General features: G+C 71.6%; 8 protein-coding genes. 2 read left to right on the top strand and 6 right to left on the bottom strand.

Annotation, left to right across the window (positions count from 1 at the left end; genetic code table 11):
• Positions 1-63: 63 nt before the first annotated feature.
• The 6 genes from ACGFSH_RS02225 to leuS all read right to left on the bottom strand — a co-directional run bounded on the left by ACGFSH_RS02225 (position 64) and on the right by leuS (position 10,444).
• Positions 64-909, bottom strand: coding sequence for an arylamine N-acetyltransferase (locus ACGFSH_RS02225; protein ID WP_393345450.1), 846 nt, complete (start codon positions 907-909; stop codon positions 64-66).
• Between the two features lie 244 nt (positions 910-1,153).
• A complete protein-coding gene (locus ACGFSH_RS02220; RefSeq protein WP_393344068.1) occupies positions 1,154-3,934 on the bottom strand; it encodes a ComEC/Rec2 family competence protein in 2,781 nt (926 codons plus the stop codon).
• Between the two features lie 122 nt (positions 3,935-4,056).
• Positions 4,057-5,070: a helix-hairpin-helix domain-containing protein gene (locus ACGFSH_RS02215; RefSeq protein WP_393344066.1), complete on the bottom strand. Its 1,014-nt coding sequence runs from the start codon at positions 5,068-5,070 to the stop codon at positions 4,057-4,059.
• Between the two features lie 532 nt (positions 5,071-5,602).
• Positions 5,603-6,448 (bottom strand): DegV family protein, encoded by an 846-nt coding sequence (locus ACGFSH_RS02210; RefSeq protein WP_393344064.1) that lies wholly within the window; start codon positions 6,446-6,448, stop codon positions 5,603-5,605.
• A 122-nt stretch (positions 6,449-6,570) separates the two neighbouring features.
• The gene (locus ACGFSH_RS02205; RefSeq protein WP_393344062.1) at positions 6,571-7,329 is read right to left on the bottom strand and encodes a hypothetical protein; all 759 of its coding nucleotides are present in this window, start codon (positions 7,327-7,329) and stop codon (positions 6,571-6,573) included.
• A gap of 226 nt (positions 7,330-7,555) precedes the next feature.
• Positions 7,556-10,444: a leucine--tRNA ligase gene (gene leuS / locus ACGFSH_RS02200; protein ID WP_393344060.1), complete on the bottom strand. Its 2,889-nt coding sequence runs from the start codon at positions 10,442-10,444 to the stop codon at positions 7,556-7,558.
• A 427-nt stretch (positions 10,445-10,871) separates the two neighbouring features.
• Between leuS and ACGFSH_RS02195 the strand changes: the two genes are divergently transcribed.
• Together ACGFSH_RS02195 and ACGFSH_RS02190 are read left to right on the top strand one after the other, a co-directional pair.
• Entirely contained in the window at positions 10,872-12,185 is a 1,314-nt protein-coding gene (locus tag ACGFSH_RS02195) for a cytochrome b/b6 domain-containing protein (RefSeq protein ID WP_393344058.1), read from the top strand.
• Positions 12,182-13,792 carry an NADH-ubiquinone oxidoreductase-F iron-sulfur binding region domain-containing protein gene (locus ACGFSH_RS02190; protein WP_393344056.1) on the top strand — a complete coding sequence of 537 codons (1,611 nt, stop codon included), beginning with the start codon at positions 12,182-12,184 and terminating at the stop codon, positions 13,790-13,792. The genes ACGFSH_RS02195 and ACGFSH_RS02190 overlap by 4 nt, the downstream gene beginning before the upstream one ends.
• Positions 13,793-13,844: the final 52 nt, after the last annotated feature.

The following is a 13,844-nucleotide window of genomic DNA, read 5'->3' as shown; positions in this document are numbered from 1 at the left end:
TCCGCCGCCCGTCGCCTCCCGCCTGCGCCGCCTGCGGTCTGCCGTCTGCCGTCTGCCGCACGATCACCGCTGCCGCGCTGCCGCCTCCCGCACTGTCGGCACCTGCTCCAGCGTGATCCCGAACCGCTCGCGATACGCCTCCAGCACCTCCTCGTCCTTGGCCAGTTCGCTCTCCCGGCTGGTTCCGTCGGCGGCCGTCGCCTTCAGCCGACGCCCGCTGAGCGTGATCCTCCCGCCGTCCTCGGTGAGCCGGGAGCAGATCAGCGACCTCGTGAAATGCGACTCCGGCGACGACCTGTGCCACCAGGCTCCCGCCACGAAGTCCCGCAACACCCGCGGCCGCGTCTCCAGTCGGTACACCGGCGTCCCGTTCACCACCACGTCGAGATCCCGCTCCGCCGCCGAACCGGCTCCGCTCCCGGCCCCCAGCGGATACGGGCCGGCCTCGACGAGCCTGAAGACCCCGCCGGGATCCGGCTGCTCATCCCTACGTCCCCACTCCAGCGGTTGGTGACTGTGCGCCCCGAACCCGACGTCCGCCAGCCACTCCCCCGCGTCCGCCGTCCTCACCAACAGCGCGACATGGTCGTAGGGAATGCCGAGCCGTCCCTCCTCCCCGTACACCCGTGCCGCCAGCAACGTGACCTCGAACCCCAGCGCCCCGAGCAGCGCCCCGAACGCCCCGTTCAACTCGTAGCAGAACCCTCCCCTGCGCTCCTGGACGACCTTCTCCACCAACCTCCTCTCCTCCAGGACGATCTCGTCGCCGAGATGCACCGAGAGGTTCTCGAACGGCACGGCCCGCAGATGCCGCAGGTGCAGTTCGCGCAACAGTTCGACCGTGGGTGCCGGGCGAACGGGGCTGCCCCCGGAACCGAGCCCGAGGCGTCGCAGGTAGGCATCGGCCAGACGAGCGTCGAGCCCCGAACGCCCTTGGAGAGGACGATCCTCCGACTGCCCCGCACCGAAACCGGATCCGGAACCAAGACCAGGGGCGGATGCGGCACCAGCACCAGCACTGGCGCTGGCGTCGGCGTCGGCGTCGGCGTCGGACGGGGAGACGGCGTCGGGTGGCTGGGCGGCTGGGAGACGGCGGGCGGAAGGCTCGGGAACGTCGGGAGCGTCTCGGTGGGCCTTTGCGGGATCCATGCCCTCAGTCTCGCGCTACCCGTATGCCCCCGTCCTCATCCGTGACGACGGCCAGCGCCCCGTCACGGTCCGTCCGCATGACGACCGCGCCTCCCGCACGCAGCGCCGCCACCGTGCCGGGCGCCGGGTGACCGTACGGATTGTCTTCGCCGCACGAAATCAGCGCGAGCCGTGGCGCGACCGTCCGTATGAGGTCGGGGTCCTGGTAGGCCGAGCCGTGATGGGCCACCTTCAGCACATCGACTCCACGCACCAGCGCGGCCGCCGGTGATCGCGACAGTGCCCGCTGTGCCGGGGGTTCGAGATCCCCGAGCAGCAGCATCCGCAGGCCCGCCGAACGCACGAGCAGCGTCACGCTCGCGTCGTTCGGCCCATCCGGTTCCGGCGCCAGTGCCGGTGGCGGCCAGAGCACATCCCAGCTGAGAGCACCGACCCTGCGCCGTTCCCCCGCCGCGGCCCGCACCACGGGGACGTTCCGCGCCCGCGCCTCCTTCCGCACGAACTCCACCTGTTCCCGGGGCTCCTCGAAGCCCGTCGTCTCGATCGCCCCCACCGCCCGTCCACGCAGCACCCCCGGCAGCCCGGCCACGTGATCGGCGTGGAAGTGGGTGAGCACGACGAGAGGCACCCGGGTGACGCCCAGCGTGCGCAGACACTGGTCGACCAGCCTGGGGTCGGGTCCGGCGTCCACCACCACGCCCGCGCCTCCCCCGGCCGCGAGGACGGTCGCGTCCCCCTGCCCGACGTCGCACATCGCGAGTCGCCAGCCCGGCGGCGGCCATCCCGTGAGCACCCTCGTCAGCGGCGGCGGCTGCACCACCACGAGCAGCAGCAGCGCCCCGCAGAGCCCGCACAGCCACGGGTGTCCCAGCAACCGTCGCCCGAGCATCACCGCCACCGCAGTGGCGAGCGCGAGCAACAGGGCCCCGGCCCAGCTCCCCGGCCAGTCCACACCCGCACCGGGCAGCGCCGCCCCGGTCCGTGCCACAGCGGCGATCCAGCCGGCCGGCCAACTCGCGAACCAGGCCAGCGGCTTGGCCACGGGCATCGCCACGGGCGCCGTCGCCAGCACGGCGAAGCCCAGGACCGTGGCCGGCGCGACCGCGAACTCCACCAGGAGATTGCAGGGCACCGCCACCAGACTCACCCGCGCCGACAGCACCGCGACGACCGGCGCGCACACGGCCTGGGCGGCTCCCGCCGCCGCCAGCGCCTCCGCGAGCCGCGGGGGCACCCGGCGCCGGCGCAGCGAGGCGCTCCACCTCGGCGCCAGGGTCAACAGCGCCCCGGTGGCCAGGACCGACAGCAGGAACCCGTAGCTGCGGGCCAGCCAGGGGTCGTAGAGCACCAGCAGCAGAACCGCCGCCGCCAACGCCGGGATGAGGGACCTGCGTCGGCCGGTCGCGAGCGCGACCAGCACGATCGCTCCGCAGGCCGCCGCGCGCAGCACGCTGGGGTCGGGACGGCACACGACCACGAACCCGAGCGTGAGCGCCCCGCCCAGCAGCGCGGTCGTCCGCAGGGACACACCCAGCCGCGGCGCCAGGCCGCGTCGCTCGACCTGCTGCGCCAGAGCCGGCGGGCCGAGGAGCAACGCGAGAATGATCGTGAGATTGCTTCCGGAGACGGCCAGGGTGTGGGTCAGATCCGTGGCCTTGAAGGCCTCGTCCAGCTCGGGGGTGATGCGCGAGGTGTCCCCGACCACCAGCCCTGGAAGCAGCGCCCGCGCGTCCGCCGGCAGTCCGTCGGTGGCCGACCGCAGTCCCGCCCGCAGCCGGCCCGCCAGCCGCTGCACGGCCGTGGGCTCCCCCACCGTCATCGGCACTGCGTGGTCGCGCACCCGCAGGACCGCCGCGATCCGGTCGCCTCCGGCCAACGGAAGGGCCAGCCGCCCGGTCACCCGCACTCGGGTCGACGGCAGCAGCTTCAGCCACGCTGCCCCAGCGCTCTCCCCGACGTTCCCGAGGCCACCGCCCCGGACCCTGCCCCGGCCCCGATCACCTCCCACGTCCCCGCTTCCGGCTCCCTCCCTTCCGTCGAACCCTGCCGTCCCACCGAACCTGGCCCTTCCATCGAAGCTCGCCCCTCCGCCGAGCCCCGCCCTCGGCCCCTGCCGACCCCGGTCCGATCGGACGTCCACGATCACCAGCACCGGTGCCCGAGTCGCCACCGTCGTCCGCGTCGGCCCCTCGACGCTGCGCACCTCCGCCTCGACCAGAACGGAATCGGGGGTGAGGTGATCGCCTCTGACTCTCGGCCGGGCTCGCCGGGGATCGGAAGTGATCTCCACCTCTGCGGTGACAGTCGCGTACTCCCGTGCCAGTGCAGGCACCGGCCCCCGTCGCAGGTCGGCGCCGTGCAGCCCGGCCGACGCGGCAGCCGCCGCCACACACAGCAGCGAGGCGGCGACCGTGACCCGAGGCCAGGCCCTCTTGCCGCTGGCCGTGGGCTCCGCCGATTGATCCACCCAACCGGACCCGTCGCGGTGCCCGTCATCCTCTGCTCGCCGCCGCCGACCGGCCGGCAGCAGGACGCCGGCGCTCAGCAGACAGACGGCCACGAGGCAGCCGACAAGCTCCGCAGAGGCGCCCAGCGTCGACGCCGCCGTCGCCCAGGCCGCCAACGCGGGCGGTACGAGCCGTAGATCCAGCGGCCCCTCCTGCCGCGGGTGGGCCTCACCCAGCCGCTTGCCTGAGGCAGCGTGCACCGACCGACGGGCGTCGGGTCCGCGCGCTGCCCGCACATGATCGTCCAAGACCGCCCGCTGTCCTCTGCGCGGGCCCATAGCTCCTGCCCTGCCCAGCCCTCCTGCCATGTGCTCGCCGTTCTCGCCACTCCCGCGGTTGCCACCGCTCTCCCCCCTTTCGCCGCTCCCGCCCCTCTCGCCGCCCTCGCGGTGCTCGCGCCTCACGGCCGCACGAGATTTCGCAGGTCGGCGAAGCGTCGCTCGCCGATGCCGTTGACCTCGCGCAACTCGTCCACCGACCTGAAGCCTCCGTGCTGTGCGCGGTAGTCGACGATGTGCTGCGCGAGCACGGGCCCCACACCGGGCAGGGTGTCGAGCTGCTCCACGGTTGCCGTGTTGAGGGAGACGGGAGCCGCGGGTCCCGATCCAGCCGCCGGACCCGCCCCGACTCCGACCCCGGCCCCCACCCCTGTGCTTCCGGGCGGGGCCGGTACTCCTACGACGACCTGTTCTCCGTCGACGAGGAAGCGCGCGCGGTTGAGCCCGTCGGTGTCGGCTCCCGGCCGAACACCACCAGCCGCGCTCAGCGCATCGACCACCCGTGAACCGGCAGGGAGTCGATGGATGCCGGGCTTCCGCACTTTGCCGCTGACGTCCACCACGATCTCGGCCCCGGCTCCGGCACCGGCCGTGCCACCGGGGACCGGTGATCCCGTGCTACCCGGTGACTCGGCCGACGGGTTCTGCCGACCTGCCTCATAAGGAGTCGCCGCCCGTACCACCTCCGGCGCCCGGACCTGCTGGGCCCGGCCGACCCAGAAATGCAGAAAGGCGAACGCAGCGGCGGTGACCAACAGCACCGTGAGCACGAACACGCTCCTGCGTTCCAGCCCACAGCGCGTCTGCAACCACACGGGCATCCGCTCCCGCAGAGCAAGTCCCGCCCGCTCTCGCCACAGGACCACCCCACGGGAAGCAGGACGGCTGCCAAGAACACGACCCTCAGCGTCAAGAGCCGTGTCGGTGCCGGCGAGCAGTGCGTCACTGCCGTGAACTTCGGCACCGGCGTAGAGCGCGGTACCGCTACCGACTACGCCACCGGCACCGGCACGAACGCGGGCACTGGCCAGAGCACCAGCACCGCCCGTGCCCGCGACGGCTCCGCTTCCACCCTCTCCCCTTCCTTCACCCTCGTCCTCGCGCACCTCTTCCTCGCGCACCTCTTCCTCGCGCACCTCGGCATCCGCGTCCGCCTCAGCCGCCTGAGCGTCCGCGCCGACCCTGTGCCGCCATCCACCCGAGCCCACGCCCGGCCCCGGCCCCGCCCCCACAGCCGGAGTCACAGCCACGGCCACACTGGCGCTTCCTCCGCTGCTTCCACCGCCTCCACCCCCGCGATCGCCACCGCCACTCACACCGTCGCCAAACGCACCCGGCGGCGTGTCCCTGTCCATGTCCCTTTGCCTGCGGGCCCGTTCGGCGAAGAGCGCCTCCGCGCGGCGCAGGTTTTCCTCCGCCGAGGCCTGGGCGTGCCGGTGTCCGCCTCGGCCGCCGCCTGGTGAACGGCGTCGTGGGGAACGGCCGTCGGAGCCGGGAGGCCGGCCGGGGCCGCTGGTCGCGTTCGTGTCGCTTGAGCGTGATCGAAGTGCCATGCGTCGAGGATCGGGCACTTCACCGAACCGCGATGATCTTGATGGTTTTCCGGGGAAAACCGGCGGGTTGTGGATAACTCGGCCACCCGTGCGGGTGGGGACGGCGGGGGCGGCCCTACTTCGGGGAGACCACGACTCCCAGCAACCCAGGTCCGGTGTGCGCCCCGATCACCGCGCCGACCTCGCTCACGTGCAGATCGACAAGTGCGGGCACGCGAGATCGCAGACGGTCCGCGAGCGCGGATGCCCGGTCGGGAGCGGCGAGATGGTGGACGGCGATGTCGACCGGCGCGCTGCCGGCCCGGTCGGCAGCGATCTCCTCCAGGCGGGCGATCGCCTTCGACGCCGTGCGCACCTTCTCCAGGAGGTCGATGCGGCCCCCCTCCAGCTGGAGCAGCGGTTTCACGGCGAGCGCGGAGCCCAACAGGGCTTGGGCGGTGCCGATTCGGCCGCCGCGGCGCAGGTAATCGAGGGTGTCGACGTAGAAGTAGGCGGAGGTACCGGCGGCCCGCTTCTCGGCAGCCGTGACCGCCTCGTCGACGGTGCCACCCGACTCGGCGGTCTCCGCGGCCGCGAGCGCGCAGAAGCCGAGCGCCATCGCGACCATGCCCGTGTCCACCACTCGCACCGGCACGGGCGCCTCACGCGCCGCGACGACGGCCGCGTCGTAGGTGCCGGACAACTCGGCGGAGAGGTGGAGGGAGACGATGCCGGTGGCCCCGGACTCGGCGACCTTGCGGTAGGTCTCGGCGAAGACCTGGGGGCTGGGGCGCGAGGTGGTGACGGGGCGTCGCTTCTGCAGGGCCTGGGCGAGGGAGCGGGTGGAGATCTCGCTGCCTTCTTCAAGGGCCTGGTCGCCGAGGACGACGGTCAGCGGCACCGAGGTGATGCCGTGGCGCTCCATCGTCCGCTGCGGCAGATAGGCCGTTGAATCCGTGACGATAGCGACATGGCGGGACATGACCTGGAGGTTACCTGGCGTAGCCTCCGTGCGGCAGCCCGGCCCCTGGCAGCCGGACCGCCCTTGACCGAATCAAATGCCACACCTGGCGACCCCGAAACCTCGCGTCCGCGCAGCCCTCGTCAGGTGGTGCTCTCGGGGCGCGGCTTCTTCTGCCAGGGGTAGGAGGGGCGCGGCGCCGCGGGGGTGATGGCGGGCCGGGTGGGCTCCTGCGCGGTGCGGGCATCGGGAGCCTCCGGCCAGGCCTGTCCCTGCGCCGCCCCGTCGGCGGCGGCCGCCTCGGGCCACGGCGGTGTGGTGGGTGAAGTCCGGGAGGCGGGCTGCGGGGAGGGATCCGATGTGGTCCAGTGCCGCAGGGCGCCCGCCTCGACGTCGATCTGGGTGCTGAGGGAGTCGAGATCGTCCTCGGCGAAGCGGCGGGCCCGGTCGCGGGCCGCCCAGCGCAGTGAGTCCGCGGATGTCGTGATGCGCTCGGTGCGCTCCCGCAAGGAGGGAAGGCGCTGGGCGAGAGCGGCCCGGTCAGGTTCGGACTCCAGGCGCTTGAGTTCGGCGTCCAGTTCCTGCCCGTGCGCACTGAGCCGCCGGAACAGGCCGAGGGACTCCTTGAGCGACTCGTCCTCGGCGACCCCCGCGTGCAGGGCGTCCTGTGTGGCCCGCATGGAGGTGCGCAGCGCGAGCCGCAGCTGGGCGATCTCGCCGGCCGGACCGAGCTGCGCGAAGGACTTGGCTCGCAGGGTGTGGTCCTCGACCGTGCGACGGGCCTGGGTGATGGTGCGGTCGACGCCTCGCTTGGCGGCGCCGACGACCTTCACCGTGGCGTAGACGCCGAGCGCCACGAAGAGCACGAAGAGCAGGGCGACGATCGTGATCACTGCTTCCACCAGCTCCTCCTCCGGCCCGCCAGGTCTCGTCCGGCGCTCCGAGGACGCGCCGCACTTCAAACGGTAAACGAGACGGGCAGGCCCGGAGTTCCAGAGGAACCCCGAACCTGCCCGCACGTATCCCCTAGGGGCCCGGGACGTCTCAGGCCTTCAGCGCCTGAGATCCCGGACGGGGCCGGCACTCGCGAGCCCCGGCTTGCGGGCCTACGAGCCGCGGCCGTCCGTCTCAGGCCGGGACGATGTTCACCAGCTTCGGCGCGCGCACGATCACCTTGCGGATGCCGGCCCCGCCCAGCGCCTTCACGACGGCCTCGTCGGCCAGCGCGGCCTTCTCCAGTTCCTCGTCGGAGATGGCCGGGGAGACCTCCAGGCGTGCCTTGACCTTGCCCTTGATCTGCACGACGCAGGTGACGCTCTCGTCCACGACGAACGCGGGGTCGGCGACCGGCAGGTCCTGGTGGACCACCGAGTCGGTGTGGCCCAGGCGGCGCCACAGCTCCTCGGCGATGTGCGGGGCCAGCGGCGCGACCAGCAGCACCAGGTCCTCGGCGACCGTGCGCGGCACCGGCCCGCCCGCCTTGGTCAGGTGGTTGTTCAGCTCGGTGATCTTGGCGATGGCGGTGTTGAAGCGCAGGCCCTCCAGGTCCTGGCGCACGCCGTCGATCGCCTTGTGCAGCGCCCGCAGGGTGTCCACGTCGATGTCGGCGTCCGCGACGTCGACCACGCTCACCTCGCCGGTGGTCTCGTCGACGACGTTGCGCCACAGCCGCTGCAGCAGCCGGTACTGGCCGACGACCGCGCGGGTGTCCCACGGGCGTGAGACGTCCAGCGGGCCCATCGCCATCTCGTACAGGCGCAGGGTGTCGGCGCCGTACTCGGCGCAGATCTCGTCGGGGGTGACCGCGTTCTTCAGGGACTTGCCCATCTTGCCCAGCAGCCGGGAGACCTTCTCGCCCTGGTAGTAGTAGGCGCCGTCGCGCTCCTCCACCTCGGCGGCGGGTACCGCGATGCCGCGGGCGTCGCGGTAGACGTAGGCCTGGATCATGCCCTGGTTGAACAGCTTGTGGAACGGCTCCACCGAGGAGACGTGCCCCAGGTCGAACAGGACCTTCGACCAGAAGCGCGCGTACAGCAGGTGCAGCACGGCGTGCTCGGCCCCGCCGACGTACAGGTCGACGCCGCCGTGCGGCTGCCCTTCGCGGGGGCCCATCCAGTACTGCTCGATCTCCGGGTCGACCAGCTTCTCGCTGTTGTGCGGGTCCAGGTAGCGCAGTTCGTACCAGCAGGAGCCGGCCCAGTTGGGCATGGTGTTGGTCTCGCGGCGGTACTTCCGGGGGCCGTCGCCCAGGTCCAGGGTGACGTTCACCCAGTCCTCGTTGCGCGACAGCGGCGTCTCCGGGGAGGTGTTCGCGTCGTCCGGGTCGAAGGTGCGCGGCGAGTAGTCCTCGACCTCCGGCAGCTCCAGGGGCAGCATCGACTCGGGCAGCGGGTGGGCGACGCCGTCCTCGTCGTAGACGATCGGGAAGGGCTCGCCCCAGTAGCGCTGGCGGCTGAACAGCCAGTCACGCAGACGGAAGTTGACGGTGCCCTCGCCGATGCCCTTGCGCTCCAGCCACTGCGTGATGCGCGCCTTGGCCTCGACGACGCCCAGGCCGTCCAGAACGATGTCGTCGTGGGCGGAGTTGACGATCTTCGCGTCGTAGGAGGCGAAGGCGTCGTCCCAGGTGGAGGTGTCGGTGCTGCGGCCGTCGGTCGGCTCGACCACGCAGGTGATCGGCAGCTCGAAGGCGCGCGCGAACGCGAAGTCACGTGTGTCGTGCGCCGGGACGGCCATGATCGCGCCGGTGCCGTAGCCCATCAGGACGTAGTCGGCGATGAAGACGGGGACCTTCTCGCCGTTGACCGGGTTGGTCGCGTACACGCCGGTGAAGACGCCGGTCTTGTCCTTGGCCTCCGCCTGGCGCTCGACGTCGGACTTGGAGGCGGCCTGCGCGCGGTACGCGGCGACGGCCTCGGCCGGGGTCGCGTGACCGCCGGTCCATACGTCGTGGGTCCCCTCGGGCCAGGCGTCCGGGGTGAACTTGTCGGCCAGCGGGTGCTCGGGGGCCAGCACCATGTAGGTCGCGCCGAACAGGGTGTCCGGGCGGGTGGTGAAGACGGTGATCCGCTCGCCGTCCACGGGGAAGTCGACGCGGGCGCCTTCGGAGCGGCCGATCCAGTTGCGCTGCTGCAGCTTGATCGCCTCGGGCCAGTCCAGGGCGTCCAGGTCGTCCAGCAGGCGGTCCGCGTAGGCGGTGATGCGCATGTTCCACTGGCGCAGCTTGGCCTTGAAGACGGGGAAGTTGCCGCGCTCGGAACGGCCGTCGGCGGTGACCTCCTCGTTGGCCAGAACGGTTCCCAGGCCGGGGCACCAGTTGACCGGCGCGTCGGAGGCGTAGGCCAGGCGGAAGCCGCTCAGGACGTCGGCGCGCTCGGCGGCGGTCAGCTCGCCCCACGCGCGCGTGTGCCCCGGCACGGCGCGCTCACCGGACTCGAACTGGGCGACCAGGTCGGCGATCGGACGTGCCTTGTCCGCGTCGGTGTCGTACCAGGAGTTGAAGATCTGCAGGAAGATCCACTGGGTCCACTTGTAGTAGTCCGGGTCGATCGTCGCGAACGACCGGCGCTTGTCGTGGCCCAGGCCCAGCCGGCGCAGCTGGGCCTTCATGTTCTCGATGTTGGCCTCGGTGGACACACGCGGGTGCGTGCCGGTCTGCACGGCGTACTGCTCGGCGGGCAGGCCGAAGGCGTCGAAGCCCAGGGTGTGCAGCACGTTGTGGCCGGTCATGCGCTGGAAGCGCGCGAAGACGTCGGTCGCGATGTAGCCCAGGGGGTGGCCGACGTGCAGGCCCGCACCGGAGGGGTACGGGAACATGTCCATGATGAACTTCTTGGGCCGGGCGACCAGCTCGGGGTCGCCGGCCAGGTCACCCTCGGGGTTCGGCGCCGCGTAGGTGCCTTCCGCGTCCCAGAAGTCCTGCCAGCGTGCCTCGATCTCGGCGGCCATGGCAGCCGTGTAGCGGTGCGGCGCGGCCTCTGCCGGGACAGCGGCGGCAGCGGGGTTCGTCTCGCTCATGGTCCTCAAAGCTCCATCGATCGTCTCTGCCAGCGGGTTGTCGTCCAGGAAACGAAAAATCCCCTCGCACAGGAGGGGACGCCGCGCCGATTCCGAACCGTCCGTTCACCGGCGGTCGGGACTGATCAGCGCGGCTCGCTAAGCAGAAGGCGTACAGCACGCATGGCGTTAGGGTACCGCAGGCCTTGAGCAGGCTGCGACGAACTTACGTATGCATGGTCGCGACAACGTTGAGGAGGCGAGAACGGGGGGTCGAAGCTGAGCCAAGGCCAATGGTTACTTCGCGTAACAGCCGCTATAGGACATCACACCAGCCACATTGTCGTTTCATAACAACGCAATAACTCAAACCTCGTACCCATCGGTATGGAGCCACTTAGAGTTCGGCAGCGGGACCGCTTTCCCGAAACTGCTCGGAGTTGCCCCCATGAACCCTCGTCCTAGTTACAGCTCGCTCCCCAAGCCCGGCCGGTCGGCCTACGGGTTGGCGACGGCTGTCGTCCTGGTCCTCATACCCGTGGTCGTGCTGGTCGGCGGCGACCAGGTGCAGGCCTTCCTCAACTTCGGTGCGGGCGTCCTGTCGCTGGTATGCCTGACCTGCTCGGTCATCTGGGGCCTCGTCGCCCAGGACCGGCTCATCCTCAACACGCGTCAGCGGATCCTGGCCCAGGGCGTCCACCGCGTGACCGCCGTGGGCTCCATCGCGTTCCTCGTGGTGCACATCACCGTCAAGCTGGCCCTGGAGCACACCGTCCTGATCGCCGCGCTGATCCCCTTCAGCCTGGGCGTCAAGGGCAGCGCCGGCCTCATCGGCCTCGGCTCCCTGGCCGCGCTCCTCATGATCTTCGTGGGCATCACCGGCGCGCTGCGCAACCAGTTCGCCGCACCGGCCGAGGTCGCCGCCCGCTGGCGCGCGATGCACATGCTGGCCTACCCGGCACTGTGCGCGGCCCTCATCCACGGCCTGTACGCGGGCCGCGCGGCCAAGCCGTTCTTCATGATCTCCTACGAGCTCTGCCTGGTGGGCGTCATGGCCGCCCTCGCGCTGCGCGCCGCCCCGCGCCCGTTCAAGCGCAAGGTCGCCGACCGCATCACCGGCCTTCTGGGGACGCAGGACCGCTACGAGATGGACGGTCTCGAGGCGTCACGCGCGCGCGTGGCGGAGACCGGGTCCTCCTCGCTGCCCGGCTACGAGGGCCGCTCAGGCCGCTCGCCGCTGACCGACACCATGAGCTCCACGCGCATGTCGCCGCCGGCGTCGCCCATGTACGACACCCCCGCCACCCCGGAGCCCGCCAACGGCTTCGCGGCCGCCTACCGCGCCGTCAACACGCCGCCGCGCGCTCAGCAGCAGCCCTACGTGGCCGACCAGACGGCAAGCATGGGCATGCCCTTCGATCTCCAGCAGGCCACCGAGGCGATCCCGCGGACCGACAACGGTGGCAGCACCTCGGGCAGTTGGCCGATTCCGTCCCCGCCGCCGGTCGGCGAGGCCCCGCCGTCCGCCTACGACCCCCTCCAGGACACGGGATTCAACATCCCGGTCTATGGCAATTCGGGCGCCGGCGGCTACGGCTCACGTGACGTGTACGACACCGGTGAGACGAATCAGGCTTACGGCGCGTACAACCAGAACGACACGTACAACAGCGGTCCCGCCAGTGAACCATCGCCCGGCGCGTCCTTCGACGCTCCGGGTTCGGGCGAACCTTGGAACACGCCTTCCGGAGGCTATAGGTGAACGAGGCCCTGCCCGACGTCCCAGAAGTCCGCGTGGTCGGCCTTCCGCAGCTCACGTCGGGCTTCGACCTTGTCGAACGACTGGATCTGCCCATGCACCTCAAGGTGCACGGGCCGCTCGAACCCCTGGGCGGAGAGGCCCTCGCGAAGCTCTCCGAGAACATCAACCTGAAGGGCCGCGGCGGCGCGGGCTTCCCCTTCCACAAGAAGCTGCGCTCGGTCGCCGAGGCCGCGATCAAGCGCGGCGTCCGCCCGGTCGTCGTCGTCAACGGCAGCGAGGACGAACCGGCCTGCCGCAAGGACACGGTGCTGATCAACCGTGCCCCGCATCTCATCCTGGACGGCGCGCTGCTGGTCGCGGAGGCGCTGGGAGCCCGCACGCTCGTGGTGGGGGTCACCCGCGAATCCACCCAGCGGTCCATGGAGGCCGCCCTCGCCGAACGCGGCCTCAGCAACGGCCGCAGATCGGCGCTGAAGGCATTCGTCCAGCGCAACCCCATCCGCATGGTCACCGGCGCCGCGGCGTCGCTGGTCCGCTCCATCGACGGCGGCCCGCCGATCCCGCCCGGCCGCAAGGTCAGCGCCTCGCAGAACGGCGTCGGGGGCGCGCCGACGCTGCTGTCCAACGCCGAGACGTTCGCGCAGCTGGCCATCGCCGCCCGCATCGGCCCCGAGCGCTACGGCAACACCGGCCTCTACGACGAGCCGGGCACCGTCATGCTGACGGTCTCCGGCGCCGTCGCCCGCCCGATGGTGATCGAGGTCCCCACCGGCGTCCCGCTGCGTTACGTCCTGCAACTCGCCGGCGCCCCGCCGGTGCCCCAGGGCGTGCTCACCGGCGGGTACCACGGCAAGTGGATCGACGCGGCGACGGTCAACGAGGCGATCGTCTCCCGCAACTCCCTGGACGCGGTGGGCGGGGCGCTCGGCGCCGGCGCGATCCTGCCGATCAGCCAGGAGACCTGCCCCCTGGGCGAGTCGCTGCGCGTGGCCCAGTGGCTGGCCGACGAGAGCGCGGGCCAGTGCGGTCCCTGCTACCTGGGTCTGCCCGCCGCCGCGCGCGGGATGGAGGACATCCTCAACGGAGGCGGCCCCGCCGCCCTGGAGGCGCTCAAGCAGGTCGCCAAGAACGTCAAGCGACGCGGGGCCTGCTCGCATCCGGACGGTTCCGCGATGTTCCTCGAGTCGACCATCAAGGCGTTCACCGACGACCTGGCCGCGCATGTCCTCGGCAACGGCTGCGGACGGCCCGTGGAGGGCGTTCTGCCGCTCTTCGAGGCGGGCATGGCCCCGGCGGGCATCACGAGCGGCAACGCGCCGGAGGAGAGCGGCTCCAGCCGCCAGAAGATCTTCGTGGACTGGACGCTGTGCCGCGGGCACGGCCTGTGCGCCGACATCCTCCCGGAGGTCTTCCAGCTCGGCGCGGACGGCTTCCCGACGGTGGCCCAGGCCAAGGTGCCGCAGTACGCCGAGGCCAAGGCTCTACGCGCGGTGCGTCGCTGTCCGGCGCTGGCCCTGCGCATCGAGGAGGACACGCGCGCGCAGGCGCCGGCCCGCAACCTCCCGGTCCTCTCCCAGGGCCGCGGCCGACGGGCCCTGGGCCGCTGAGCGGTACACCCCGCCACGACTGAGAGCCGGGGACGAAGGACGAGGGCCGCAC

Origin of the sequence: Streptomyces sp. NPDC048481 (assembly GCF_043200075.1) — a bacterium.
GTDB lineage: Bacteria > Actinomycetota > Actinomycetes > Streptomycetales > Streptomycetaceae > Streptomyces.
Note: the sequence above shows the minus strand (reverse complement) of the source record. Positions and strands in the feature narration are given on the sequence as shown.